Consider the following 25,930-nt stretch of genomic DNA (forward strand, 5'->3'; position numbering starts at 1 on the left):
TTTCGGATTGGCCCACTCTAAGCCGCATTACCCCCGGGATTGACACGGGAATCCACAACCCGCTGAAATTAATGGATACTCGGCTCGAGCCCGAGGATGACGAATAGTCGGCAATATTGATATCAGTGTACCAATTCGGTAGCTTTTTCTTTCGCTGCTGCGAACAATGGTTTAAGAGCGGTCTATCCAAAAAACAGCGCGTAAAGTCGATAGACCGTCATGACAGACAAGACACCATTCTACATCACCACCGCGATCTCCTATCCCAACGGCAAGCCGCATATCGGCCATGCCTATGAACTGATCGCAACGGACGCCATGGCACGCTTTCAGCGCCTGGACGGAATGGATGTGTTCTTCCTGACGGGCACCGACGAACACGGCCAGAAGATGCAGCAGACGGCACGTGCGGAAGGCGTTTCGCCGGAAGAACTCGCGGAACGAAATTCCAATCAGTTTCTCGAGATGGGCAAGCTGCTCAACGCCTCGAACGACGATTTCATCCGCACGACGGAAGAACGACATCACGAGACCTCGCGCAATATCTGGAACCTGATGGCCGAGAGCGGCGACATCTACAAGGATAGCTATGCCGGCTGGTATTCCGTTCGTGACGAGGCCTATTACGCCGAGGACGAGACGGAAGTGCGCGCCGATGGCGTCCGTTACGGCCCGCAGGGCACGCCGGTGGAATGGGTGGAGGAGGAAAGCTATTTCTTCAAGCTCTCCGAGTACCAGGACAAGCTGCTGAAGCTCTATGAGGAAAACCCCGACTTCATCGGTCCGGCGGAACGCCGTAACGAAATCATCTCCTTCGTGAAATCCGGTCTGAAGGACCTGTCGATTTCCCGCACCACCTTCGACTGGGGCATCAAGGTTCCCAATGATCCGAAGCACGTGATGTATGTCTGGGTCGATGCACTGACCAACTACATCACCGCAACGGGTTACCTCGAAGACAGGAACGGACCGCGGGCGAAGTATTGGCCGGCCGACGTGCATATCATCGGCAAGGACATCATTCGTTTTCACGCCGTCTACTGGCCAGCCTTCCTGATGAGCGCGAAGCTGCCGCTGCCCAAGCGCGTTTATGCACATGGCTTCCTGCTCAACAAGGGCGAGAAGATGTCGAAGTCGCTCGGAAATGTCGTTGATCCCGCCAATCTGGTGAACCATTTCGGCCTTGATCAGGTCCGCTATTTCTTCATGCGCGAAGTCTCCTTCGGCCAGGACGGCAGCTATAGCGAAGAGGGCATTGCCACCCGCATCAATGCCGATCTTGCCAATGGCATCGGCAATCTCGCCAGCCGTTCGCTGTCGATGATCGTCAAGAATTGCGACGGCAATATCCCCACACCCGGTCCGTTCACCGACGAAGACAAGGCGATGCTGGCGTCTGCAGACGGTCTGCTTGCCATTTGCCGTGAGGAGATGGGCAAGCAGCTCATCCACCGCGCGGTAGCCGCCATCATTGCCGTCGTTTCCGAGACCGACCGCTATTTCGCCTCTCAGGAGCCTTGGGCGCTGAAAAAGACCGACCCTGAGCGGATGGGCACCGTGCTTTACGTCACGGCGGAAGTTGTGCGCCAGATCGGCATTCTCCTGCAGCCCATCATGCCGGGTTCCTGCGAAAAGCTGCTCGATCTCGTTGCGGCGCCAGCCGACAAGCGCGACTTCGCGGCGTTGGGCGAAGCCGGTCGTCTGGTGCCGGGGACACCACTGGAAGCTCCGAAGCCAGTCTTTCCGCGTTACGTCGCGCCGGAAGCGTGAAGGCGACCACGATGCTGATCGATACCCATTGCCATCTGGATTTTCCTGATTTTGAGGCAGAGCGCGACGACATTATCGCTCGTGCTCATGCCTCCGGCGTGAGCCAGATGGTGACGATCTCGACCCGGGTGCGTCGTCTGCCGGAGCTGTTGAAGATCACGGAAAAATATCCCTCAGTCTTTTGCTCGGTCGGCACCCATCCGAACAATGCCGATGAGGAACTGGATATCTCCGCCGATGAGCTGGTGCAGCTTGCCGAGAGTCATGAGAAGATCGTGGCGATCGGAGAAGCGGGTCTGGATTACTTCTACGACACGCAGAAGCCCGAAGACCAGAAGACCGGCCTTCTTCGCCATATCGAGGCGGCGAGACGAACGAAGCTGCCGCTTGTCATTCACAGCCGCAGTGCCGATGACGACATGGCCGCCATCCTGCGCTCCGAAAGCGGGAAGGGCGCATTTCCGTTCATTCTGCACTGCTTTTCCGCTGGTCCCGAGCTCGCAAAAACGGGTGTCGAGCTTGGCGGATATGTGTCTTTCTCGGGCATTCTGACCTTCCCAAAGTCGCAGGATATTCGCGATATCGCTGCAACCGTGCCTCTTGACCGGCTGCTTGTAGAAACGGACGCACCCTATCTTGCGCCGAAGCGCTGGCGTGGCAAACGCAACGAGCCTTCCTACGTCGTCAATACCGCGGAGGTTCTGGCCGAGGTGCATGGCATCTCCTTCGAGCGGATGGCCGAGATCACCACCGAAAACGCCTTCCGCTGCTTTTCCAAGATGACAAGGGTGTAGGCGTGGCAATCTACCGTCGCCGCTTCACGGTTCTCGGATGCGCCTCGTCACCCGGCGTGCCGCGCATTAACGGCGACTGGGGCGCCTGCGACCCCGATAATCCGAAGAACCGGCGCACGCGTGCGGCCTTCATGGTGGAACAGATCGGTCCTGATGGCGGCAAAACGACCGTTGTGATCGATACTGGTCCTGATTTTCGCGAGCAGATGATCGCCGCGAAGGTGGAGGCTATCGATGCCGTTCTCTACACCCATGCTCATGCCGACCATCTGCATGGCATTGACGATCTGCGCATCTATTTTGCACTCCAGAAAAGCCGCGTCCCGATCTATGCCGATCCCATTACCATGGCGCGCATCCGCGATGGTTTTGCCTATTGTCTCGAGACGCCGGCGGGCAGCAATTATCCACCGATTGTCCGACCCTATCTGATTGCCGATATCAACGAGCCGGTTGTTATTGATGGAGCAGGAGGACCAATCGCCTTTGGGGTGCATATGCAACAGCATGGCGACGTCCATTCTCTGGGTTTTCGCATTGGTGATGTGGCCTATTGCACCGACGTCAGCGATTTTCCGGCCGAAAGCCTGCCGAAACTCGCCGGACTTGAGGTGCTCATCATCGACGCCCTGCAATATCGCTACCACCCCAGCCATCTATCACTCGAACAGGCGCTCGGCTGGATCGAAACACTGGCACCCAAAAGGGCGATCTTGACCCACATGCATATTCCGCTCGATTATGAGACGGTGATGCAGGAAACGCCTGATCATGTTGAACCGGCTTATGATCAGATGCGTTTCGAAATTGAGATCGATCTCGAAGCCGCCTGACGCCGCCTGAAAAGGAACAGCATGTCGACTAAGCCTTTCCGTGCACCGAGTATGGCGAGCTTCTTCGACAATCTGCGCGCCAGCCGCCTGCGCGCCATGTTCCGACGCGGCGAACTCGGCCTCGTCGCGCTTGCCGTGCTCATCGGCATCGCAGCCGGCCTGCTGGTGGCGTTGATCGGCGCTTTGAGCACGGCATTGCATGTGCTCGTCTTTGGCGTCGAACGTCTGAGCAGCAGCGATCTTTCCGGACAGATCGTGCTGGTGGGGCCGATCATGGGCGGTGTCCTGCTTGGGCTGATCATCTTCATCCTCTCCAAAACCCGCAAAAAGCCGATGGTCGACCCCATCGAGGCAAATGCGCTGCATGGTGGCCGCCTGTCGCTCACGGACAGCATCATTGTCTGCGTGCAGAACATCGTTTCCAACGGTTTTGGCGCATCTGTCGGGCTTGAGGCGGGCTACACGCAGATTGCCAGCGGCGTCGCATCGAAGATCGGCATCAAGCTGAAACTGAGGCGAGGGGACATGCGCATCCTCGTTGGCTGCGGCGCCGCGGGCGCCATCGCGGCCGCCTTCAACGCGCCTCTGACTGGCGCATTTTACGCCATCGAACTCATCATCGGCACCTATACAGTCGTCACGCTCGCCCCGCTGATCGTTTCGGCGCTGGTGGCGACAACCGTTATCGGCCTGATTGGCGGCCATGGCCTTTCCATCGATATCGTCGATGCCAGCCGCGTGACGCCCGCCGATTACGTGCCGGCTATTTTCCTTGGGGTTGTGTGCGCGGCAATCGGTATCGTGCTCATGCAGGCGGTGTCCTTCATTGAGGAGACAGCGCGCAAAAGCGCTATTCCTGGCTGGCTGCGTCCTACGCTTGGCGGCATCGTTGTCGGTGGGCTGGCGTTGATTTCACCGCAGGTTCTCTCGAGCGGCCATGGAGCCTTGCATCTCAACATCGATGCCGACCTGACGATCTACGGGCTTGCAGGATTGTTCCTGTTGAAGGCGGCGGCCAGCGCGATCTCGATAGGTTCGAATTTCCGCGGCGGCCTGTTTTTCGCCTCGCTGTTCATGGGATCGCTGCTCGGCAAGATTTTCGCACTCTGCGCGCCCTATATCGGCTATGGCTCGACGGCCCCGATCGTCTACGCCGTGATCGGCATGAGCGCCTTTGCCGCCGCCATCATCGGTGGTCCGCTGACAATGACATTTCTGGCGCTGGAACTGACCGGCGACTTCCAGATTACGGCGCTGGTGCTTGCCGCCGTCATCACCACATCGCTGGTGGTGCGCACCACCTTCGGCTACTCCTTCGCCACCTGGCGTTTTCACCTGCGCGGTGAGAGCATTCGCAGCGCCCATGACATCGGCTGGATCCGCGACCTGACGGTGGGCAAGATGATGCGCGCTGACATCCGCAAGGCCAATGTCAGCATGGGGCTTCCGGCCTTCAAGGAGAAGTTCCCGCTCGGTTCGACGCAGCGGGTCATCATGACCCACGATGACGGGCGTTATGCCGGGATCGTTCTCGTGCCGGAAATCTATGCCGATCCGATGGATCGCGACCCAAGCAAGATCAGCCTCGAGACCTATCTGCACTACAAGAACGACGTATTGCTGCCGACCATGAATGCACGGCAGGCGGCGGCAGCCTTTGACGCGGCAGAAAGCGAAGCACTCGTCGTCGTCAACGACAAGATCGAAAATCGTCCCGTTGGCCTGCTTACCGAAAGTCACACGCTGAGACGCTACAGTGAAGAGCTCGATCTGCGACGCCGAGAGGCATCAGGAGAGTTATGATCGACCTGGATATGGCTATCAATGCGACAAGCGGCGCTTTTCAATGATGAGGGCAACGGCGCTGCGATCTGACAGCTTACGGCATTCCCGGTAATCAAGCACAAAAAGTTCCATAATCTATCTTATGCGATTATTGTATGCGTGCTGGCGGGTTCGGGAATGACGTCAACCTGCAAATGTTCCTATGGGTTGTCTCCTGCAAGGCACAGTCAGTGAAACACGCCTGTCCCAATACCGGCATGGATGAGAGAAGCCAGATCGCTCGCTGGCATAAATGGCCCCTCGTCTAATCACACAGAACCTTTAAAACTCGCTGATGGAACGCTTCTTGTGAAACCTCAGCGGCAGGCCCTTCGATCCATTCCAAATCGAGATGCAGTTTTCCTGCAGGAACAATTTGCTGTGCGATCTCAGCCGGTGTGGTTTCGTCGCTGGTTCCGTTCTCCCAGTCGTGAAAGGCTGATGAGTATCGAACGACCGCTCCACTGGTCGGCAAATCGAGCAACCCTCCCTCGGCAAAAAACGTCAAGCCGTCGCCCATTTCTTCCCCGACGAGCTTGAGCCTGAGTCCCAGACGATGTTTGAGAATGGCCACAAATACTATCGCTGCAGAAAACGTGCACTTATCGACAAGCACAACAACCTGCCTGCCTGCGTTTTCAGAGATGGCGTCGATCAAGGGCATAGTTTGAAGAAAATCGCCACCGGTGTTTCCGCGAACATCAATCAAGAGTTTGTTGTTCCCGCAGGTTCTCACGCGCTCCGCTGCAGCGGAGATGGCTTTCGGCAGCGCACTTTCGCTTGGGTCGAAGAAACTCGGCAATAATATTGAAAGCCCAAACTCCTGCCGGTCCTCAATCTCCACAAATGTCCGAGGTTTCCAGGCCGGGTCAGCCTTGCCATGCTCGTTTCTCGGGTAGAGCATCGATGCCGGAACGGTAAACCGGTTCTCCACTTTCACGTCGGTGATCTGCCCATTCTCGCCTTTCAGGCGATATTCAGTGCTACTCTCTTTTGAAGAAAACCCGAGATGGGCCAATGCATATGGCCATGCGAGGAGAATCGGTCCGATCACCCGTTTCCGCTGGCGCGTTCCCGCCAGAAATTTCCCTGCGGCGGCTTCAATCTGACCAAGGGGTATGCCGTTGACTGCTATCAGCTCCCCTCTTGGCACAGTTGTTTCCAGTGCCGTGTCAGTTAACTGCACCCCCGTTCCAACGCTTACAAACCTCAGCGGGAGCACCGAAATGGAATCGTTCGGGATCAACCGTGTGTGTCCGTTGTCGGGAAGCGCAAGCAGGCGCATCGCGGAAAACAGAAAGGCCTCTTTGGAGCCCTCCAAAGCGTATCGTCGGGTATCATAAATGCAGCGGTCTATCATCGCCGGTTCGATGCGCCGAAAGCTGGGATCGATTGGCAGGACAGTGTCCAGAATTTTCTCGAGGTCTTGCATCAGCGACATGATTCACGATGCGCACAGCTCTCTGTCGATGTCCAGATTGGGCTTGAGCCAGACCTTCCCTCTTCCCGTAAAATGCAATTCTTATATGAGTTTAATATTAGCATACAAACCATTGTATTTATTATAAATATTCCAAAGATAAGAACTTGGTCGTCTTTTCTATGAGGGACTCCATCTGCCGCCGTTTATCTGTTATTGCTCCTAGCGAAGAGCATTGGCGCATCGAGGTAGACTTTGCCTAAGTAAATACCGGTCTCAATCCAGTTTCACCCTGTGCGGATAGCCACCGGCTGTCGCCGCATGATCATGTTCATCGGGTGGTGGCAAGAGACCGGTCTGGCATCGTTACAATGTGCCCTGCGCAGCTATGCTGTTTCAGCTCTTCACCACTCCAGAACACCGCCACGCCGTTCCCGCATGGGTTTTCTCCTGCACCATCTTGGTGGACTTCCGAATGGAAGACCAACCGACTATGTGCAATATATTTCGGGTCCAGTGGACCGTTACACCCAGAACCGCGCCGCAGCCCTGGATTGCCTGCAGCGGATGCGGAGAAGCGAGGCCATTTCAGCCGAGCGGCAAGACCCGCCTCAATGCCAATGGCCGCAAGCTGGATGCCTGGCTCATATACAGATGCCGGATATGCGACAGGAGCTGGAACCGGCCGATCTTTGAGCGGCGGACTATTCGCGACATCAGCCCTTCTGTTCTCGAGGCGCTGCAGAACAATGACCCGCAATGGATAAGGTTGGAAACGTTCAATCTCGAGGCGTTGAGACGCAGATCGCCGCGCGTCGACGAGTTTCCCGAATTCGATATCGTGAAACAGATACGGGATGAATCTCCGGATTGGGCCGTGGCGGAAATTGATCTCATCGTTCCGTTCCAGACCGGTATACGCCTCGACCGCCTGCTGGCGTCTGAGCTCGGGCTCTCGCGGTCGCTTCTACAAAGGCTTCAGCGCGGCGGCCGGATTCGCACGCACGGCGCCGCCTCCAATCCATGGCGACGCCAGGTGAAAAACGGCACGCGGATCGTGATCGAGCGGTGCGATGGCTTCGATCCGGTATGTTTGTGGAAATCTGTCACGGCGGGGTGCTAGCGCACTGCGAGGGCCTGAAGTTCGGGCCCTCGCGATGCGTATCAATCAGTTCGATGCGGCTTTGAAAACCGCCAGCTGATCGGCAAATGCGCGTCGGTAGGCGGGACGCGCCTCGCCTCTCGCCACATAAGCTGCAAGGTTCGCATATTCATCGAGAATGCCCGAGCTTTTTATCCGTTGCAGCACCGATATCATCAACAGGTCGCCCGCGCTGAACGCGCCGTCGAGCCACTCGCCCTCACCCAGTCGCTGGGACAGTTCGCTAAGTCGCTTGCGAATACGTTCATCGACGATCTCCAGGCGTTCGCAATGCCAGCTCTTGTCCCTTTCGACAAAACCGGCGACAAAATGCTCGACTATCGGCGGTTCCACGGTGCTGAGCGCCGCAAACATCCACATGATCGCGCGCGCCCGCGCGTTCGCTCCCCGCGGCAACAGGCCGGCGTGGCGCTCGGCTATGTGGAATATTATCGCACCGGATTCGAACAGGACGAGATCGCCCTCCTCATAGGTCGGGATCTGCCCGAAGGGCTGAAGTGCAAGATGCCCTTGCTCCCGCATCGCCTTGAAGGAAAGAAGGCGAACCTCATACGGTTGCCCCACTTCCTCCAGTGCCCAGCGGACACGCATGTCGCGGGCAAGACCCTTGCCGCCATCGGGCGAGCGTTCAAAGGCGGTAATGGTGATTGTCATTGCGGTTCTCCATCACTCCCCCATGCAAAATTGCCCCCGCAATTCTGTCGCCCGGCGTGGTGTCACAATAGGCGCCGGAATGAGCGAAAACAACGCATCGTGTTGTCGGCACACGCTAAAGGGCTGGCCATTTCACGCAAAAACTCTAAGCTCCTGCGCTGGAGACGGATTGCCGCACCATCAGTTTTCAGTTCAAATGATTAGGGAGAAAGCACCAGATGAGCCTGCGTATCAACGATATAGCGCCCGACTTCACCGCCGAGACCACCCATGGTCCGATAAGCTTTCACGACTGGATTGGCGATGGCTGGGCGGTCCTGTTTTCGCATCCGAAGAATTTTACGCCGGTGTGCACCACCGAACTCGGCGCCATGGGCGGCCTGCAGCCGGAATTCGAAAAGCGCGGTGTGAAGATCATCGGTATCTCGGTCGATCCCGTCGAAAGCCATGAAAAATGGAAGAACGACATCCGCACCGCCACTGGCTTCAATGTCGATTATCCACTGATCGGCGACAAGGACCTGAAGGTCGCGAAGCTTTACGACATGCTGCCGGCCGGCGCCGGCGACAGCTCGGAAGGCCGCACGCCGGCCGATAACGCCACCGTACGCTCGGTCTTCGTCATCGGTCCTGACAAGAAGATCAAGCTGGTCCTCACCTACCCCATGACCACCGGCCGCAACTTCGAGGAAATTCTCCGCGCCATCGATTCCATCCAGCTGACCTCGAAACACCAGGTGGCGACGCCAGCCAACTGGAAGCAAGGCGAAGACGTCATCATTACCGCCGCCGTCTCCAATGAGGATGCAATTGCGCGTTTTGGTTCCTATGACACGGTTCTTCCCTATCTGCGCAAGACGAAGCAGCCGGGCTGATTTGAAGCCTGATGGGGCGGCGAAACATCATCGCCCCATCATCGCAATTTTCATGGCTTTATGATCCCGCCATGATAGTCGAGCCGGTACGTCTCGAAATGTCCGAGATAAATGCGCTCGACGCCGGTGAACGACTGGAATTCGCCTGCATTCGTGTCGACATAGACCAAATTCTCCACCGGGTGCGTGAAGCCGCCCAGAAACCGCCCTTCCCGATAGAGCGTGGAAAGGGAACGTTGAATGACCATGCCGGCCGTTGTGGCGTCGATCATATCGGGCCGGAGGATGCGGCCGTGATAGTTCATCGCCCACATGGCTGTCCCCCGGTGCCAGACGACCTCTTGACCGATGAAATCGGTTCCGCCGAAATAGCTGTCGATATAGTGCCAGTCTCCGTCGCGATAGCCGAGATCATGCGATCCCGTGCGAGTGGGCGTGGCGGATTTGTTGCCCCCGCCAACATATGTGGCGGACTTGGCCCTCACTATGAACTCTTCCAGCATGGAACCCTCTTGGGAAAGAACATAAAGGGAACATAATTCATTTCCGGATCCTTCGCAAGCGCCATGCCCTGCCCTTGCCTCGCCCGCAATTTACCAATCGCGGGCTTGGTAATCGCAGCATTTGCGCTTAGAAGCGTGGCAGAACGATCCAAAAGAGTGTCCATGCAGCAAAATCCGCAAATCTACGTCGATGCCGATGCCTGTCCAGTGAAGCCGGAAATCCTCAGGGTCGCGGAGCGGCATGGGCTGGAGGTAACCTTTGTTGCCAATTCGGGTCTGCGCCCGTCCCGCGACCCCATGGTCAGAAATGTCATTGTTTCCGCCGGTTTCGACGCGGCGGACGACTGGATTGCCGATCATGCCGGCGAGAACGATATCGTCGTTACCGCCGATGTGCCGCTGGCCGGACGCTGTGTTGCCAAAGGCGCACTGGTGACGGGTCCGACTGGCCGCGTTTTCGACCAGTCGAATATCGGCATGGCAACGGCGATGCGAGACCTTGGTGCACATCTGCGCGAAACCGGTGAAAGCAAGGGCTATAATGCCGCTTTTTCGCCACGCGATCGATCCGCTTTTCTGGAGACGCTTGACCGTTTCTGCCGCCGTGTCAAAAAGTGATGCCGCAAGCAGAAAGGCCCAACCCATGACCCCGGCCAGCTCCAACAGCAATACCTATCGCCGCCATCAACCTTTTTTCATCGCCGTTCTTGTCGGGGCTTCCGGCCTCGGTATTGCATTGGCTCTCGCGCCTTCCGTGGCAATAGAAATCGCGGCAGTTTCTTTCTTCCTGACCTATCTGATGCTGGTTGCCTTTCGTCTTTCCAAATTGACGGCGCAGCATCTGAAAGCCCATGCCGACAGCGACGATCTCCCCGCAATTGCCATCATCGCCGTGACGCTGCTGGCAGTGACCGTCGCCGTGGTGTCCCTTTTTCAGGCGCTAAACCATACCGGTGAAACCGTCTGGACGCTGGTTATCGCTTTCGCCTCGGTGATTTTCGGCTGGTTGACCATCCACACCATGACGGCCCTGCACTACGCGCATCTTTACTGGCGTCCGCACACGGTCGACGGCAAGCGCCAGCATCGCGGCGGCATGGACTTCCCCGCGACCAAAGAGCCGTGCGGTTACGACTTTCTCTATTTCGCCGTGGTGATCGGCATGACGGCGCAGACCTCGGACGTGGGTGTGACCACGACCGCCATGCGCAAGGTCACGTTGCTGCACTCCATCGTCTCTTTCTTCTTCAACACGGTTCTGGTAGCGGCAGCCGTCAATGCCGCAGTCTCGCTTGCCGGTTGAACCGGGATTTTTTCAAAGGAATGGCTTCATGAACATTATTTCGCAAAATACGGCCTTTGGTGGCATGCAGGGCGTATTTTCCCATGTATCCGAGACCCTGAAATGCGAGATGACCTTTGCGGTTTACGTACCGCCGAAGGCAATCCACGAGCCATGCCCCGTCCTGTGGTATCTCTCCGGCCTCACCTGCACCCACGCCAATGTCATGGAGAAGGGGGAGTATCGCCGCATGGCTTCCGAACTTGGTCTCATCATCGTGTGCCCCGACACCAGTCCGCGCGGCAATGACGTACCAGATGAACTGACCAACTGGCAGATGGGCAAAGGCGCGGGATTTTATCTCGACGCGACCGAGGAACCCTGGTCGGAGCACTACCGGATGTACAGCTACGTGACGGAGGAATTGCCTGCACTGGTAGGCCAGCATTTCCGCGCCGATATGAGCCGTCAGGGCATTTTCGGCCACTCCATGGGCGGCCACGGCGCGATGACCATCGCCCTGAAAAACCCCGAACGGTTCAAAAGCTGCTCCGCTTTCGCGCCGATCGTGGCTCCCTCCTCCGCTGACTGGTCGGAACCGGCGCTGGAAAAATATCTGGGACCGGACCGGGCGGCATGGCGTCAATACGACGCCTGCTCACTGGTGGAGGACGGTGCGCGTTTTCCCGAATTCCTGATCGATCAGGGCAAGGCCGATAGTTTCCTGGAAAAGGGCCTGCGGCCATGGCTGTTCGAAGAGGCGATCAAAGACACGGATATCGGCCTGACGCTGCGCCTGCACGACCGCTACGATCACTCCTATTATTTCATCTCCACCTTCATGGACGATCATCTGAAGTGGCATGCCGAACGGCTCGGATAAGCCGCAAACACAAAGCGGGCGGCGCCTGCGAACGCCGCCCCTTTAGGCCGACCGCATCTCACGGGATGCGGGCGATCACCTTGATCTCGAAATCGAAGCCCGCAAGCCAGTTGACGCCGACGGCGGTCCAGTTCGGATAAGGCTGTTTGCTGAAAATCTCCTGCTTAACGGCCATGATCGTCCCGAACTGGTTCTGCGGGTCGGTATGGAACGTCGTCACGTCGACAATATCGTCGAACGTGCATCCCGCGGCCTTGAGCGTGGCCGCGAGATTTTCGAAAGCAAGCCGAACCTGACGCTCAAAGTCGGGTTCGGGCGTTCCGTCGGCACGGCTGCCGACCTGACCGGAAACGAAAAGAAGGTCACCCGACCGAATTGCCGCGGAGTAACCGTGCTGTTCGTAAAGCGCGTGCCGGTCTGCGGGAAAAATTGCCTCGCGTTTGCTCATCTTGCATCTCTCTTTTTGGCTGAGTGGCGTCGGAAGAAAAACTCCGGACGCCCAATTCACATACGTTGCGTATGTGAGATAGTAACCTACACGACGTATGTCAATTGAGATACGTGACGTATGTGAATATCGAGACGCACTTTGTCAAAGCAGAAGATGGTTTCCGGCGCTGGCGCGCGGATGACTGCCGCAGTCCCGCTCACGCCTTTGGTCCAATCTATGGAAACAGCGCCGTCGCCAGCGTGGTCGGACCCGGCCGGTTCAATCTGAATTCGCGGATCACCCGCTCGGCAACGCCATAAGCAAGCTCCTGTTCTAAAGCCTCGTCATCGAAGCTGACGACGGTGGCGGTGAATTTGGCTTCGGCGATCACCTCGCCCGTGGCCACGGCGGCGGCCCGCACGATGACCTTGGCGGAGGCCTTTTCACCGAAAAGGAAGGGACCGCGTGTGACGGATGCAAGGCGGATGGTCAGCACCACGCGCGGTCGGGTCTCTCCCCGTGCTGTGGTCTTGATCGCATTCTGAACCTGCGCATGAATGGACTGCATCAGCGCCGGCGCCACATCCGGTCGTGCTGCAACAAACGCGCCGCGCACGTCGTAAAGCAGCCGATCGGCACTGGTCGCTTCCGGTTCAAGCCTGAAAGACATGAGCATGAAACACGCCAGCACAATGATGCCAAGGCGTTTCAGCATGGTTGTCATGATCTGTGGCTCCCCTTACGTGAGGTAGCCTGATGATCGTCGATCAGGGTTAGAAAAGCGTTAAGATGCGCTCGTCAGAGACTCCAGAACATTGACCGCGGCACGCATGTCGATGAGACGGACGGCCCGGCGCTCCAGCGCCTCCTCATCCTCACCCCATTGTTCCGCAGTCCAGTCTTCATCCAGATGGGCAAGCGCCCAGGCTTCCTCAAGCGTCAGCTCTCCTTCCGCCAGCGCCAGCGCCAGAATGGCAGACCCTGTCAGCGACGTCATGGTATGGAGTGCCGCGAGCGCGATCGGTGTATCGTATTTTTTTAGCGTCACTGCAAAGGCGGCGATAGCCTCCCGCGGCTGGTCGCGATGCATGACTCCCTCCACCAGAATGAAGCGCGCGCCAAGTACATTGGCCGCCCAGTCGAGCACGGGATCCCAATGGTCCGTCTGGCGCGCGACTAACGCTTCCGGTTCACCAGCGCGGTAGCAGAGGAGATCGGAGGAGGAAAACCGCAATATATCCTCGAAAACCGCCTGGGTATCATTGGCGACGCCGTCGATGGCCGTGTTCACGTGGCGCGACACCGGCATGACAACCGGATTGACGACCTCGGTCTGGGCGTCCCATTCATCGCGAAGCAATTCCGCGAGCGACCTCGACGGCACGACCAACGGCTTCTTGGCGGGGGTGCGCAACGGCTTACCGTCGAGAAGGATGGTGAAGCCTTCCTCCGCCGCCTCGCCGACCGTCACATCTTTGTAGAACCGCTTGGGCAGCGGTTTCTGCATCTGGATCTGCGCGCGCAAGATCGGATCGGGGTGGCTCAGGCCTTCCGAAAGGTCGTTCAGGAGATCACGCATGGCACATCCTCATCGGTCGGTAGAAAGGATAATTAGGGATTATCGGTCGGAACATAGACCGGGATTTCACGCGGGTGGCTGACGACCGCATCGGCGCCCGCCGTCCAGAGTTCGTCGATGGACGCATAACCCCAGGCGACGCCGATCGCTTTTGCGCCCGCAGCTTTTGCCATCTGCATATCATAGACCGCGTCGCCGATAACGACAGTATCGGTCGGAACCATGCCAGTTTCATGGCAGCATTCCATCACCATGGCCGGATGCGGCTTGGAAGGGCAATCATCCGCCGTGCGCGAGACAATGAAGTGCCTGGCAAATCCATGGGTTTCGAGAATGTGGGTCAGCCCGCGCCTCCCCTTGCCCGTCACCGCACCGATCAGCACGTCATCCCGCCTTGAAAGGGTGTCGATCAGCGGGGCGATGCCCTCGAAAAGCGGCTCGATCATGCCCGGACGTGCACGGATTGGATGGTAGATTTCCTTATAACGCTGGGTCATCGCCTGAACCTCGTCATCCACATGCGCCTTGCCGAGCATGCGGGCGATGGCGATATCCAGCGTCAGACCGATGATCGCCTTGGTTTCGGAGATATCGGGGCGCGGCTTGCCAAAATCGGCGAACGTATCGGCCATGACGGCATGGATGAGGCCCGCGCTGTCCACCAGCGTTCCGTCGCAATCGAAAAGAACCAGTTTCATCTGCCGTCAGTCTTCCCTATCGCCATCGGCCACGTCGAGACCGAGCAGGTTCCAGGTCTGTACCATATGCGGCGGCAAGGGTGCGCTGACCCGAAGCCGGCCGCCATTCGGATGCGGAATGTCGATATGGCGCGCATGCAGATGCAGGCGCTTCTGGATGCCGCCCGGAAAATCCCAGTTTGGATCGTCGATGTAATATTTGGGATCGCCGATGATCGGGTGCCCCATATGCAGCGCGTGCACGCGAAGCTGATGGGTGCGGCCGGTATAGGGCTCCATTTCCAGCCAGGCGAGGTTCTGCGCGGCGGTATCGATGACGCGGTAATAGGACACGGCGTGATCGGCGCCCTCCTCGCCATGCTTGGCGATGCGCATGCGGTCTCCGTCGATCGTCTGTTCCTTGACCAGCCAGGTGGAAATCTTGTCCTGGTGCTTGCGCGGCACGCCTTTGACGAGCGCCCAATAGGTTTTCTTGGTGTCGCGTTCGCGGAAGGCGGCGGTCAGTTTTTGCGCGGCACCTCTGGTACGGGCAACCACCAGCACACCCGACGTATCACGATCCAGCCGGTGCACGAGACGCGGCTTTTCGCCCTTCTGGTTGGTCCAGGCTTCCAGCAAGCCGTCAATGTGCCGGGTCACCCCCGAGCCGCCCTGAACGGCGATGCCAGCAGGCTTGTTGAAAACGAACACCTTGTCGTCTTCATGCAGCAGCATTCGTGCCAACAGCTCGCCATCGGCGGAATGTTTGAGGTCCTTCGAGCCGATCGGACCGCTCTTGGTCTTCATATCGGAATCGACCGGCGGCACGCGCACCATCTGTCCCGGCTGCACCCGCGCGTCCGTCTTCACCCGGCCGCCATCCACACGCACCTGGCCGGATCGCAGCAGCTTCTGCAACTGCCCGAACCCAAGCCCCGGATAGTGAATCTTGAACCAGCGATCGAGGCGCATACCGGCCTCGTCGGCCTCGACCTTGATATGCTCGATACCTGCCATAAATTTTCCAGTCTCTCTGTCCTGATCGCGCAGCCGTTTCTTCGGCGCGCCGTTTGGATCAAGCCTTTAGAACAAGTTGCGGCCCAAGGCCAGCCCGGCGAAAACCGCAGCGATGGAAACCGAAAGGCTCGCAAGAACGTAAACGGCAGAAAGGCCGAGCGCGCCGCGTTCAAAAAGCGAGACAGCATCGAGCGAAAAAGATGAAAACGTCGTGAACCCGCCGAGCACGCCGGTCACGAGAAAAAGCCGCATTTCCATCGAGGCATTCAGCCGTCGTGCCACGAGCTCCACCAGGAGACCGATCAGGAAAGAACCCACCACGTTGACCGTAAGCGTTCCCCAGGGGAAATTCACCCCCGCCAGCCGGACGCTCCAGACGCCGACCAGATAACGGAAGACGGAACCGATTGCGCCGCCCGCTGCGACGAGGACTATATTGATCATGCATTTATCTCCGGAGGGAACGGCCGGACCTCACGGTCCGCTTGGATTTCTAGACCACGTAAACCGCCTGCGAAACCCTTGGCCGGGCACTGCCAGCTGTTAAAATACGATTAAATTGCGCCTCCGCGATTTAGCCTTCCAACAACACGCAGATGCTAACCTGCGGTTTTTGAAGGTCGGCAACGATGGCCGGAGGTTGGATGACACAGGTTCTTTCCGTTTCTGCGAACACGGCAGCCTATGCGCTGGAGGCTGTAAAACCGTCACAGCGCGTGCCGCGCCGGAGCGAGGTCGAAGAGGCCATTCACGAACTCGCGCGCAAGGCCGAGAACAGCGACGACTTCCAGCTTCGCGGCATGATGACTGTGATCAAGCCACCGGCCCTCACCCTCTATTTCCTGACCGTCGCCAGCCAGCATCAGGAACCGCAGGCGACGCTTGAGCAGGCCGTGGAGGCATACGAGGAAAACAACCTCCCCCAAAAAGCAGATGATATTCTTTTGAATCAGGATGATAGGCAGACATCCTGATGTCGGTTGTTAGAGGTCAATCCTGTCGTTGCGGGAGTGGCATTCAGCTTGGTGTCAGGTTGAGTTTCTAGATATCTACACCTGGCTTCCGGAAATCACCAAAAGCGAGCGTCATCCGTTTTCCGCCGCGGCGCCGAAACAATAGACCGGACAAATGAGAAATCTTGCGGCTACCGGACCTGTCACGCGTTCCGGTAGCCGCTTTTCATTGGTCAATTATGTTGATGGTCGCCGCCGCCCTTGGCAGCTCCCGCAGACAGTATGACGTCGACCTTCCCGGCTTTTTCGAAGATCAGCGTTACCGGCACTTTGTCTCCTTCGGCAAAGGGCTTCTTCACGTCGAAGAACATCATGTGCAGGCCGCCGGGTTTCAATTCCACGGTCTGACCGGCGGGGATGACGATGCCCTCGTCCAGCTTGCGCATCTTCATCACTTCATTGACCATGGCCATTTCATGGATTTCAGCGCGTCCGGCGGCAGACGATTCGACACCGATCAGCTTGTCGTCGCTATCGCCGCCATTCTTGATCGTCACATAACCGCCACCGACGGGCTGGCCCGGCAACATGGCCTTCGTCGCGCCGCCAGACACTTCGAGATTGCCAGCCTTCACGACATCCATATCCATGCTCATGCCTGCGTGATCATGGCCGCCCGCATGGGCTTTGGCGGTGACCTTGATGGTCGGCGCGGGATTTTTCAGCGAGTGGGGATCGACACCGGCTGCAGCCACTTCATCCCAGGAAACCTTGCCCTCGTCGCCGCAAAGCTGTGTCACCTTGAAGGGTAGTTCCTGCCCCACCTCGACGCTCGAAACCTTCCCCTGCACGGCAAAGGTATCGTAGAATTCGTCCGGCAGATTGCCGCCCTTCCAGCGAATTTCGACGGGCCCGCTTTTGATCTCCTTGCCGTGATTTTTATAGGCCTTCCGGTAATCGCCCTTGATGACCTCCAGCTCCCAGCCGGCCTTCGGCTGCGGCTTGGCGGAAATGAAGCCCTCCGGCAGCTTGATCTGCACTTCCGTCGTGGCAAGCCCGCCTTCGCAACCGTGCGGCACCTGAAGAGCGGCGACGACAGTGCTTTCCTGTTCGGCCGAGCCGTCAACGAAGGTGGCGTGGGCAGAAGCCTGCGCGGTGGAAACCGCGGCGATAAAAAGGGTCGATGTGATGATCTTGGTGGTTTTCATTTGTCTGTCCCTGCGACTGCCAGCCCTTCGGGTTCAAGCAGCCGTTTCTTGCCACCGGTTCGGCGGCGATGATCCTGTAAGATGAAAAATCAGGCGGACAAGGCTGGCGGGCCGCGTGCGACCGGTTTGCGGATCGTCGGGACCGGGTGGAAACGCCAATCGGTGGACGGGCGGTTCTCAAGCCAGGCAAATTCGGTCTTCAGCCAGCTTTCCTTGTCGGGGACCGGAAGAAGAATGGACGAGGCCAGCAGGCAGGCCTCGCAAAACAGGATCGCGTCGCCCGAATGGGCGGGCCCCTCCTTGGCATGCGAGGCATTCACCCCGCCGCCATGGCCGAGGCAGATCTCCGCAAAGGTGCCATCAGGCAGCCGGTAGCTCTCATCGAGCGCGACTGCGGGGGCTGCGGCAAGCGCCGGCCTATGGGCAAAACCGAGCGACAGCATCAGGATTGCACAGAAAATGCGAAGCATTTTCTCGATCCCTGTCAGCCGTCTTTTTCGATGTGCGCCCATGATCTCATGCGATATCGCGCTTCCCTTCGATTTCAAAGGGGAATTTTGCCGCAGGCTTGACGTGTATGAGGAACAATCGCCGCAAGGCGGCATTTTCCTGCAACACGGATCGTTTAAGGGAGACATGACATGCCTGCCAAATCGAAAGCCCAGCAGAAAGCTGCGGGTGCAGCACTCGCCGCCAAAAGGGGCGAAACGAAGAAATCCAGTTTAAAAGGTGCTTCAAAAAGCATGGAGAAGTCCATGACGGAAAAGGAACTTGAGGATTTTGCCTCAACGAAACGCAAGGGTCTGCCGGCAAAAAAATCGGAATGACGGCGTCTTTCCACCGCCATTCCCATTCGTTGGAATGATGACGGAACGACAATATCAAAACGTCGTTGCGAACGAGATGAGGGATGATGGCGCAGATGGAGCAAGAATCTGTTCAGATGCGTCATTTGGTCCTTGCCAATAGCGGGTCTTCGAAGATAATGAGCGTCGCATCATCGTTGGGAGAAACCGCTTCAATGCGGTGCCGAAGGAGCAACCGCCCCGGAAACTCTCAGGCAAAAGGACCAGCGATGACGACGGAACTCTGGAGAGAAGCCACCTTTCATAAGGACGGCTCGCCGAAGGGATAACAATCTCAGGCGACAAGGACAGAGGGGGCTCTTGAACCGGCGCATCTGCGCCACGACCTGAGCCCGCGCGATTGCTCGCGCAACCCTGGAGGCGTCCTTGGACGATACCGCCGCGCTGAAAACCACGCCGCTTCATTCCCTGCACCTGTCGCTGGGCGCCCGCATGGTGCCATTCGCCGGTTACGACATGCCCGTGCAATATCCGGCCGGCGTTTTGAAGGAGCATCTCCAAACCCGCACCTCAGCCGGTCTCTTTGACGTCTCCCATATGGGCCAGGTGATTGTGAAGGCAAAGTCCGGCAACAACGCCGATGCCGCACAGGCACTGGAAAAGCTGGTGCCGGTGGATATTCTCGGCCTCAAGGAAGGCCGCCAGCGCTACGGTTTCTTCACCGACGACAAGGGCTGCATTCTTGATGATCTGATGATCACCAATCGCGGCGATCACCTTTTCGTCGTCGTCAACGCGGCCTGCAAGGATGCCGACGTCGCCCATATGAAGGCGCATCTTTCAGACAGCTGCGAAATCACCCTTCTCGAGGACCGCGCCTTGATCGCGCTGCAGGGCCCCCGCGCCGAGGAGGTACTGGCCGAACTCTGGACGGGCGTTTCCGAGATGAAATTCATGGACGTGCAGGAGGTGCCGCTGCACGATGTTGCCTGCATCGTCTCCCGCTCCGGTTACTCCGGTGAAGACGGCTTTGAAATTTCCGTGCCGGCAGACAAGGCAGAAGAGATCGCCAGGGCCTTGCTCGAACATCCCGATTGCGAAGCCATCGGACTTGGCGCGCGTGACAGCCTGCGGCTGGAAGCAGGCCTTTGCCTTTACGGTAATGACATCGACACCACGACCTCCCCCATCGAAGCCTCGCTGGAATGGGCGATCCAGAAGGCGCGCCGCGCCGGCGGTGATCGCGAAGGCGGTTTCCCGGGCGCGGAACGCATTCTTGGTGAACTGAAGGACGGCACATCGCGCCGCCGCGTCGGCCTGAAGCCCGAGGGCAAGGCACCGGTGCGTGGCCATTCGAAGCTTTTTGCGGATGCTGAAGGCAAGACGGAAATCGGCGAAGTGACCTCGGGCGGTTTCGGTCCTTCGGTCGAAGGCCCCGTCGCCATGGGTTACGTGCCTGTTTCTTACGCCGCTCCCGGCACTGCGATCTTCGCGGAAGTGCGCGGCAAATATCTGCCCGTCACCGTCGCCGCCCTGCCCTTCATCAAGCCCACCTACAAACGATAATTTCATCCCATCTCCGGAGAGAACACGATGCTGAAATTTACTGCAGAACACGAATGGCTGAAGTTCGAAGGCGATGTCGCCACCGTTGGCATTACCAGCCACGCCGCTGAACAGCTCGGCGATCTCGTTTTCGTCGAATTGCCGGAAGTGGGTGCCACCTTCTCCAAGGATGGAGAAGCCGCAACCGTTGAATCCGTCAAGGCGGCTTCCGATGTCTATTGTCCGCTGGATGGCGAAGTGGTCGAGATCAACCAGGCCATCGTCGACGACCCCTCGCTGGTCAATTCCGATCCTCAAGGCGCCGGCTGGTTCTTCAAGCTCAAGCTTTCCAACGTTGCAGATGCCGATACGCTGCTCGACGAGGCAGCCTACAAGGAGCTGATCGCGTAATGACGACGCCCACCGAATTCCATTTCACCGACTATCAGCCCTATGACTTCGCCAACCGGCGTCACATCGGGCCGTCGCCGTCGGAAATGGCCGAGATGCTGAAGGTCGTCGGCTATAAGAGCCTCGACGCGCTAATCGACGCCACCGTTCCCTCCTCCATCCGTCAAAAAGTGCCTCTCACCTGGGGTGCGGCCTTGACCGAACGTGAGGCGCTGGATCGTCTTCGCGAGACGGCAAACAAGAACCAGGTCCTGACCTCGCTGATAGGTCAGGGCTATTACGGCACCATCACGCCGCCGGTCATCCAGCGCAACATTCTGGAAAACCCGGCCTGGTACACGGCCTATACGCCATACCAGCCGGAAATCAGCCAGGGCCGACTTGAGGCGCTGCTGAACTACCAGACCATGGTCTGCGATCTGACCGGCCTTGACGTCGCCAACGCCTCGCTGCTCGATGAAGCGACTGCGGCCGCCGAAGCCATGGCCATGTGCCAGCGCGTCGCGAAATCCAAGGCGACCGCCTTCTTCGTGGATGCCAATTGCCATCCGCAGACCATCGCGCTGATCGAGACCCGTGCGGCCCCGCTCGGCTGGAAGGTGATTGTCGGCAACCCCTTCACCGATCTCGATCCGGTCGACGTGTTTGGCGCGATCTTCCAGTATCCCGGCACGCACGGACATGTCAGCGATTTCTCCGGCCTGATTTCCCGCCTGCATCAGACGGGCGCGATTGCCGCCGTCGCCGCCGATCTTCTGGCCCTGACGCTGCTGAAATCTCCCGGCGAAATGGGCGCTGACATCGCCATCGGCACCTCGCAGCGCTTTGGCGTTCCGGTCGGCTACGGCGGTCCGCATGCCGCTTACATGGCCGTCAAGGATGCGCATAAGCGCTCCATGCCGGGCCGTCTCGTCGGCGTCTCGGTCGATGCGCGCGGCAACCGCGCCTATCGCCTGTCGCTGCAGACCCGCGAGCAGCATATTCGCCGTGAGAAGGCCACCTCCAACATCTGCACGGCGCAGGTACTGCTGGCAGTCATGGCTTCGATGTACGGCGTCTTCCATGGCCCGCAGGGCATCAAGGCGATTGCCCAGCAGACCCACCAGAAGGCCGTGCTGATGGCCAAGGGACTGGAAAAGCTCGGTTACACCATCGAGCCGGAGACCTTCTTCGACACGATCACGGTCGAAGTCGGCCATATGCAGGGCGTTATCCTGCGTTCGGCCGTCGCGGAAGGGGTGAACCTGCGCAAGGTCGGCGCCACCAAAATCGGCATGAGCCTTGACGAGCGTACGCGCCCGGCAACGCTGGAAGCCGTCTGGCGCGCTTTCGGCGGCAATTTCTCGGTCTCGGATTTCACGCCGGACTATCGCCTGCCGAAGGAGCTGCTGCGTACCAGCCAGTACATGACGCATCCGATCTTCCACATGAACCGTGCCGAAAGCGAGATGACGCGCTACATCCGCCGTCTTTCGGACCGCGATCTGGCGCTCGACCGCTCGATGATCCCGCTCGGCTCCTGCACCATGAAGCTGAACGCCACAGCTGAAATGCTGCCGATCACCTGGCCGGAATTTTCCGACATCCATCCCTTCGTACCGGCCAATCAGGCACTCGGTTACAAGGAGATGATCGACGATCTCTCCGAAAAGCTGTGCTCGGTCACAGGTTACGACGCCTTCTCCATGCAGCCGAATTCCGGTGCGCAAGGCGAGTATGCCGGGCTTTTGACCATCCGCAATTATCACCTCGCCAATGGCGGGACACACCGTGATGTCTGCCTCATTCCGACCTCGGCGCATGGCACCAATCCTGCCTCGGCGCAGATGGTGGGCATGAAGGTGGTGCCGGTGAAAGTGCGTGATAACGGTGACATCGACATTGATGATTTCCGTGCAAAAGCAGAACAGTACGCCGAAAACCTCTCATGCTGCATGATCACCTATCCGTCCACTCACGGCGTGTTCGAGGAGACGGTTCGCGAGATCTGTGAGATCACCCACAAGCATGGCGGTCAGGTGTATCTTGATGGCGCGAACATGAACGCCATGGTGGGCCTTGCCCGTCCCGGCGATATCGGCTCCGACGTTTCGCACCTTAACCTGCACAAGACCTTCTGCATTCCGCACGGTGGCGGTGGTCCGGGCATGGGGCCGATCGGCGTCAAGGCGCATCTTGCTCCTTACCTGCCCGGCCATCCGGCGACCGACGGCCGCGAGGGTGCGGTGTCTGCCGCCCCGTTCGGTTCGCCGTCCATCCTGCCGATTTCCTGGAGCTACTGCCTGATGATGGGCGGCGAAGGGCTGACGCAGGCAACCAAGGTTGCGATCCTCAACGCCAACTACATCGCCGAGCGGCTGAAGGGTGCTTATGACGTGCTCTACAAATCCGAAACGGGACGCGTGGCACATGAATGCATTATCGACACCCGCCCGCTGGCAGACAGCTGCGGCGTGACTGTCGATGACGTGGCCAAGCGCCTGATCGACTGCGGTTTCCACGCGCCGACCATGAGCTGGCCGGTTGCCGGCACGCTGATGATCGAGCCGACGGAATCCGAGACCAAGGCGGAACTCGACCGGTTCTGCGATGCCATGCTGGCCATCCGCGAGGAAGCCCGCGACATCGAGGAAGGCCGCGCGGACAAGACGAACAATCCGCTCAAGAACGCGCCCCATACGGTCGAGGACCTCGTCGGCGAATGGGACCGTCCTTATAGCCGCGAAAAGGGATGCTTCCCGCCCGGCGCATTCCGCATCGACAAATACTGGTCGCCGGTCAACCGCATCGACAATGTCTATGGCGACCGCAACCTCATCTGCACCTGCCCGCCGATGGAGGCCTATGCCGAGGCGGCCGAATAAGCTGTCCTTCGTTCGAGACAGAAAGCCCGGAGCGATCCGGGCTTTTTCGTTTTCCGTCCCGTCGCAGGACGAACCCTCGGCGTTTGCGCGCCGGGACCTTGTTTTAAATCAGTCATTTATCTTTTTTTCCGGCTCGCCTGAAACTTTGCGAGACCGGCTTCCGTCTCTTGTGTCGCTACGGATAACCGATAGCGGCCGCTGGAAGAGCCACCTTTCGGGGCCTTGGATTTCACAAGGAGGAATAATGATGTACAAGCTTTCCGTTCGCGCCCTGACGCTGGCTGCAGCTCTTTCCATCGGCACGGTTTCGGCCTATGCCGCGAACCCCAAGGTGGGCGGCGCGGCGATGTTCGAGGACAAGAACATCGTTGAAAATGCGGTGAACTCAAAAGACCACACGACCCTCGTCGCCGCGGTAAAGGCCGCCGGACTTGTGGAAACACTTCAGGGCAAAGGACCGTTTACGGTTTTTGCACCCACCAACGAGGCTTTCGCGGCCCTTCCGAAAGGCGCGGTCGACGATCTTCTGAAGCCAGAGAACAAGCAGAAGCTGGTCAAGGTTCTCACCTGCCACGTCGTTGCAGCCAATGCACTGTCATCCGCCATCGAAAAAATGATCAAGGATGACAAGGGCGAGCACGACGTGAAGACGGTCGGCGGCTGCGTACTCAAGGCAAAAGAAAGCATGGGAAAAATCACACTCACCGATGAGAATGGCACGGTCGCCCATGTCACCATCGCTGATGTTAAACAATCCAACGGCGTCATACATGTCATAGACAAGGTGCTGCTGCCGAAAATGTAAGGCAGCGCCGCAGCGCCAATGTGGGCTCGAACGACTAAGGCCCGAAGCAATTCGGGCCTTCCTCATTCAGGTGGGCGTAATCCCGACCGTGAAAAAGAACGGGGTGTGATTGATCTTCATCGCTTCCATGCTAAATCGGATCACACAATCAAGCGATGGAGTGTGCATGCGCCTTATCTGCCTGAACGGTTGGGGCGGAAAGCTCCACGACGAACTCGTCCCTTATATCTCCCTGTCCGACCCGGATATCTTGTGCCTGCAGGAAGTGGTGCATACGCCCGCTGCCCTAGAGGATTGGTTGACCTATCGTGATCACGGCATCGAGCTTCCGCAGAGAGCGAATTTCCTCCGCGATGTCGCCGATGCCCTGCCAGATCATGTCGCGATATTCTGCCCCGCGGCGCAGGGTGATCTCTGGCACGGTACGACTAGATATTTTTCCCAATGGGGACTGGCCACATTCGTTCGCAAGTCCATCGCCATCGTTGCCCAGGCACAGGGCTTCGTCCATGGGACCTTTTCTGCGGACGGATATGGCGATCATCCACGGTCACGCACCGGTCACGCCATCAGGGTTTTCGACTTTGCCACCGGAAAGCCGGCTGTCATTGCCCATATGCACGGGTTACGCGACCTCGACGGCAAACACGATACCGACGCCCGCCTGGCGCAGGCAAAACGACTTGTGAACCTCGTCAAGAACATTGCCGAGAATGGCGACCGGGTGATCGTTTGCGGCGATTTTAATGTCCTGCCCGACAGCGAAACCTTTACCGTGTTGAATGAACTCAATCTTGTCGAGCTCGTCACGACCCGCGGTTTCACAGATACCAGAACCTCACATTACGCCAAGCAGAACAGATATGCCGACTACCTGCTGGTCAATCCGGCTGTGAAAGTTGATCATTTCGACGTCGTTAGGCAGCCCGAAGTCTCGGATCATTGCCCGTTGCTGCTTGAATTCAGCTGAAGAAGTGGAGATGCTATGCCTAAGCTCTTCAACGCACCAGCTGGATGTCGCTCGTCACCACTGTCTTGCCGGTCCTGCCGTCCTTATCGGTTGTGCGCAGCCGCAAGCCGTTGGCTCCGACCTTTTCGATGGTCATGGCGGCAACGCGGTCGCCGTTGATATCGCGGTTCCATCGCACCGTCAGATTGATGGCGTTTCCTTTTCTTGTGCCCGATAGTGCGGACGGCCGACCGGAAGGGCCCGTATAGGCGCCGCTATAGCGCCCGCCCTTCTCCGAGAGATCGGCTGCGATCGCGCGCCTTACCACCAGAAGACCGCGGCAAGTGCCGGACATGTTGAGTGACGATGATCCCGCGTTGGAATTCAGCGTGCAGCTGACGTTAATGGGCGGTGTGCCGATCCGGGTAATTACGGTTCCCTTTCCCGCCCACGTGCCCTTCAGCGAGGAGAGAAATGCGCCCTCGTCCGCGTAAGCAGGCTGGGTTGCGAGCAATCCGACCGAAAATAAAACTGCAAGAGCCTTGATCTTCATGGCGATTATCCGTTTTTCCACGAAGCCTAACTCACAAATGCCGTTAAACGTTCCTCCAGCTAATCCCGCAACGGGCAAAAATATCGGAACATCCCTGCTGATGTCGTGCCAATGCAATCAAATGCGGGCACAG

The 25,930-nt window shown here is 58.4% G+C and carries 28 protein-coding genes and 1 riboswitch; of the genes, 16 read left to right on the forward strand and 12 right to left on the reverse strand.

Annotated features, from left to right (window positions below):
- Positions 1-219 precede the first annotated feature (219 nt).
- Genes metG through ACZ47E_RS05375 form a run of 4 tightly spaced genes read left to right on the forward strand, consistent with a single transcriptional unit; the run spans position 220 to position 5,200 of the window.
- Complete coding sequence (gene metG / locus ACZ47E_RS05360; RefSeq protein WP_004441762.1) at positions 220-1,770, forward strand: methionine--tRNA ligase; 1,551 nt, start codon at positions 220-222, stop codon at positions 1,768-1,770.
- 11 nt (positions 1,771-1,781) lie between these two features.
- Positions 1,782-2,564, forward strand: coding sequence for a TatD family hydrolase (locus ACZ47E_RS05365; RefSeq protein WP_006697457.1), 783 nt, complete (start codon positions 1,782-1,784; stop codon positions 2,562-2,564).
- A gap of 2 nt (positions 2,565-2,566) precedes the next feature.
- A complete protein-coding gene (locus tag ACZ47E_RS05370) occupies positions 2,567-3,397 on the forward strand; it encodes an MBL fold metallo-hydrolase (protein WP_142185454.1) in 831 nt (276 codons plus the stop codon).
- Positions 3,398-3,418: 21 nt separating this feature from the next.
- Positions 3,419-5,200: a chloride channel protein gene (locus ACZ47E_RS05375; protein ID WP_004441767.1), complete on the forward strand. Its 1,782-nt coding sequence runs from the start codon at positions 3,419-3,421 to the stop codon at positions 5,198-5,200.
- 286 nt (positions 5,201-5,486) lie between these two features.
- On the opposite strand, the gene ACZ47E_RS05380 is transcribed toward ACZ47E_RS05375, so the two are convergent.
- Positions 5,487-6,662: a S41 family peptidase gene (locus tag ACZ47E_RS05380; RefSeq protein ID WP_278067521.1), complete on the reverse strand. Its 1,176-nt coding sequence runs from the start codon at positions 6,660-6,662 to the stop codon at positions 5,487-5,489.
- A gap of 472 nt (positions 6,663-7,134) precedes the next feature.
- On the opposite strand from ACZ47E_RS05380, the gene ACZ47E_RS05385 reads away from it, so the two are divergent.
- Positions 7,135-7,764: a DUF1062 domain-containing protein gene (locus ACZ47E_RS05385; protein ID WP_464016908.1), complete on the forward strand. Its 630-nt coding sequence runs from the start codon at positions 7,135-7,137 to the stop codon at positions 7,762-7,764.
- A 45-nt stretch (positions 7,765-7,809) separates the two neighbouring features.
- Here the strand turns inward: ACZ47E_RS05385 and ACZ47E_RS05390 are convergent, their stop codons facing one another.
- Positions 7,810-8,457, reverse strand: a complete 648-nt coding sequence (locus ACZ47E_RS05390; RefSeq protein ID WP_278067519.1) for a glutathione S-transferase family protein — start codon at positions 8,455-8,457, stop codon at positions 7,810-7,812.
- A 218-nt stretch (positions 8,458-8,675) separates the two neighbouring features.
- On the opposite strand from ACZ47E_RS05390, the gene ACZ47E_RS05395 reads away from it, so the two are divergent.
- Positions 8,676-9,332, forward strand: coding sequence for a peroxiredoxin (locus ACZ47E_RS05395; RefSeq protein ID WP_037092776.1), 657 nt, complete (start codon positions 8,676-8,678; stop codon positions 9,330-9,332).
- Between the two features lie 50 nt (positions 9,333-9,382).
- On the opposite strand, the gene ACZ47E_RS05400 is transcribed toward ACZ47E_RS05395, so the two are convergent.
- Positions 9,383-9,835, reverse strand: a complete 453-nt coding sequence (locus ACZ47E_RS05400; protein ID WP_035208813.1) for a DUF5680 domain-containing protein — start codon at positions 9,833-9,835, stop codon at positions 9,383-9,385.
- Between the two features lie 162 nt (positions 9,836-9,997).
- On the opposite strand from ACZ47E_RS05400, the gene ACZ47E_RS05405 reads away from it, so the two are divergent.
- Genes ACZ47E_RS05405 through fghA form a run of 3 tightly spaced genes read left to right on the forward strand, consistent with a single transcriptional unit; the run spans position 9,998 to position 12,000 of the window.
- Positions 9,998-10,453, forward strand: a complete 456-nt coding sequence (locus tag ACZ47E_RS05405; protein WP_004441780.1) for a YaiI/YqxD family protein — start codon at positions 9,998-10,000, stop codon at positions 10,451-10,453.
- A 25-nt stretch (positions 10,454-10,478) separates the two neighbouring features.
- A complete protein-coding gene (locus ACZ47E_RS05410; RefSeq protein ID WP_045534953.1) occupies positions 10,479-11,138 on the forward strand; it encodes a DUF1345 domain-containing protein in 660 nt (219 codons plus the stop codon).
- A 28-nt stretch (positions 11,139-11,166) separates the two neighbouring features.
- Entirely contained in the window at positions 11,167-12,000 is an 834-nt protein-coding gene (fghA, locus tag ACZ47E_RS05415) for an S-formylglutathione hydrolase (RefSeq protein WP_278067518.1), read from the forward strand.
- A 58-nt stretch (positions 12,001-12,058) separates the two neighbouring features.
- On the opposite strand, the gene ACZ47E_RS05420 is transcribed toward fghA, so the two are convergent.
- The 6 genes from ACZ47E_RS05420 to crcB all read right to left on the reverse strand — a co-directional run bounded on the left by ACZ47E_RS05420 (position 12,059) and on the right by crcB (position 16,147).
- Positions 12,059-12,448, reverse strand: coding sequence for a RidA family protein (locus ACZ47E_RS05420; protein ID WP_004441786.1), 390 nt, complete (start codon positions 12,446-12,448; stop codon positions 12,059-12,061).
- Positions 12,449-12,665: 217 nt separating this feature from the next.
- On the reverse strand, positions 12,666-13,154 hold the full coding sequence (locus ACZ47E_RS05425) for a hypothetical protein (protein ID WP_035208812.1): 489 nt from the start codon (positions 13,152-13,154) through the stop codon (positions 12,666-12,668).
- A gap of 60 nt (positions 13,155-13,214) precedes the next feature.
- On the reverse strand, positions 13,215-14,009 hold the full coding sequence (locus ACZ47E_RS05430) for an ATP12 family chaperone protein (protein WP_022556166.1): 795 nt from the start codon (positions 14,007-14,009) through the stop codon (positions 13,215-13,217).
- Between the two features lie 32 nt (positions 14,010-14,041).
- Positions 14,042-14,707, reverse strand: a complete 666-nt coding sequence (locus ACZ47E_RS05435; protein ID WP_113380609.1) for an HAD family hydrolase — start codon at positions 14,705-14,707, stop codon at positions 14,042-14,044.
- Positions 14,708-14,713: 6 nt separating this feature from the next.
- Complete coding sequence (locus ACZ47E_RS05440) at positions 14,714-15,703, reverse strand: RluA family pseudouridine synthase (RefSeq protein ID WP_022556167.1); 990 nt, start codon at positions 15,701-15,703, stop codon at positions 14,714-14,716.
- A gap of 66 nt (positions 15,704-15,769) precedes the next feature.
- A complete protein-coding gene (gene crcB / locus ACZ47E_RS05445; RefSeq protein WP_006697447.1) occupies positions 15,770-16,147 on the reverse strand; it encodes a fluoride efflux transporter CrcB in 378 nt (125 codons plus the stop codon).
- A 200-nt stretch (positions 16,148-16,347) separates the two neighbouring features.
- Between crcB and ACZ47E_RS05450 the strand changes: the two genes are divergently transcribed.
- Positions 16,348-16,677, forward strand: coding sequence for a hypothetical protein (locus ACZ47E_RS05450; RefSeq protein ID WP_022556168.1), 330 nt, complete (start codon positions 16,348-16,350; stop codon positions 16,675-16,677).
- Positions 16,678-16,889: 212 nt separating this feature from the next.
- Here ACZ47E_RS05450 and ACZ47E_RS05455 read toward each other — a convergent pair whose 3' ends face one another.
- The gene (locus tag ACZ47E_RS05455; RefSeq protein ID WP_278067517.1) at positions 16,890-17,864 is read right to left on the reverse strand and encodes a copper chaperone PCu(A)C domain-containing protein; all 975 of its coding nucleotides are present in this window, start codon (positions 17,862-17,864) and stop codon (positions 16,890-16,892) included.
- An 89-nt stretch (positions 17,865-17,953) separates the two neighbouring features.
- Positions 17,954-18,334, reverse strand: a complete 381-nt coding sequence (locus ACZ47E_RS05460) for a hypothetical protein (RefSeq protein ID WP_077986327.1) — start codon at positions 18,332-18,334, stop codon at positions 17,954-17,956.
- Positions 18,335-18,505: 171 nt separating this feature from the next.
- On the opposite strand from ACZ47E_RS05460, the gene ACZ47E_RS05465 reads away from it, so the two are divergent.
- The 6 genes from ACZ47E_RS05465 to ACZ47E_RS05490 all read left to right on the forward strand — a co-directional run bounded on the left by ACZ47E_RS05465 (position 18,506) and on the right by ACZ47E_RS05490 (position 25,265).
- On the forward strand, positions 18,506-18,691 hold the full coding sequence (locus ACZ47E_RS05465; RefSeq protein ID WP_006697443.1) for a DUF3008 family protein: 186 nt from the start codon (positions 18,506-18,508) through the stop codon (positions 18,689-18,691).
- 167 nt (positions 18,692-18,858) lie between these two features.
- Positions 18,859-18,946: riboswitch (glycine riboswitch) on the forward strand.
- Positions 18,947-19,096: 150 nt separating this feature from the next.
- A complete protein-coding gene (gcvT, locus tag ACZ47E_RS05470) occupies positions 19,097-20,236 on the forward strand; it encodes a glycine cleavage system aminomethyltransferase GcvT (protein ID WP_006697442.1) in 1,140 nt (379 codons plus the stop codon).
- Positions 20,237-20,263: 27 nt separating this feature from the next.
- On the forward strand, positions 20,264-20,626 hold the full coding sequence (gene gcvH / locus ACZ47E_RS05475) for a glycine cleavage system protein GcvH (protein ID WP_004441817.1): 363 nt from the start codon (positions 20,264-20,266) through the stop codon (positions 20,624-20,626).
- Positions 20,626-23,490 (forward strand): aminomethyl-transferring glycine dehydrogenase, encoded by a 2,865-nt coding sequence (gcvP, locus tag ACZ47E_RS05480; RefSeq protein WP_045534962.1) that lies wholly within the window; start codon positions 20,626-20,628, stop codon positions 23,488-23,490. The genes gcvH and gcvP overlap by 1 nt, the downstream gene beginning before the upstream one ends.
- Before the next feature lie 247 nt (positions 23,491-23,737).
- Entirely contained in the window at positions 23,738-24,295 is a 558-nt protein-coding gene (locus tag ACZ47E_RS05485) for a fasciclin domain-containing protein (RefSeq protein WP_006697440.1), read from the forward strand.
- A 166-nt stretch (positions 24,296-24,461) separates the two neighbouring features.
- Positions 24,462-25,265: an endonuclease/exonuclease/phosphatase family protein gene (locus ACZ47E_RS05490; protein WP_278067516.1), complete on the forward strand. Its 804-nt coding sequence runs from the start codon at positions 24,462-24,464 to the stop codon at positions 25,263-25,265.
- Between the two features lie 28 nt (positions 25,266-25,293).
- Here ACZ47E_RS05490 and ACZ47E_RS05495 read toward each other — a convergent pair whose 3' ends face one another.
- Complete coding sequence (locus ACZ47E_RS05495; RefSeq protein WP_004441826.1) at positions 25,294-25,797, reverse strand: hypothetical protein; 504 nt, start codon at positions 25,795-25,797, stop codon at positions 25,294-25,296.
- Between the last annotated feature and the right edge of the window lie 133 nt (positions 25,798-25,930).

It is taken from the genome of Agrobacterium sp. 5Ca39, from assembly GCF_055382365.1.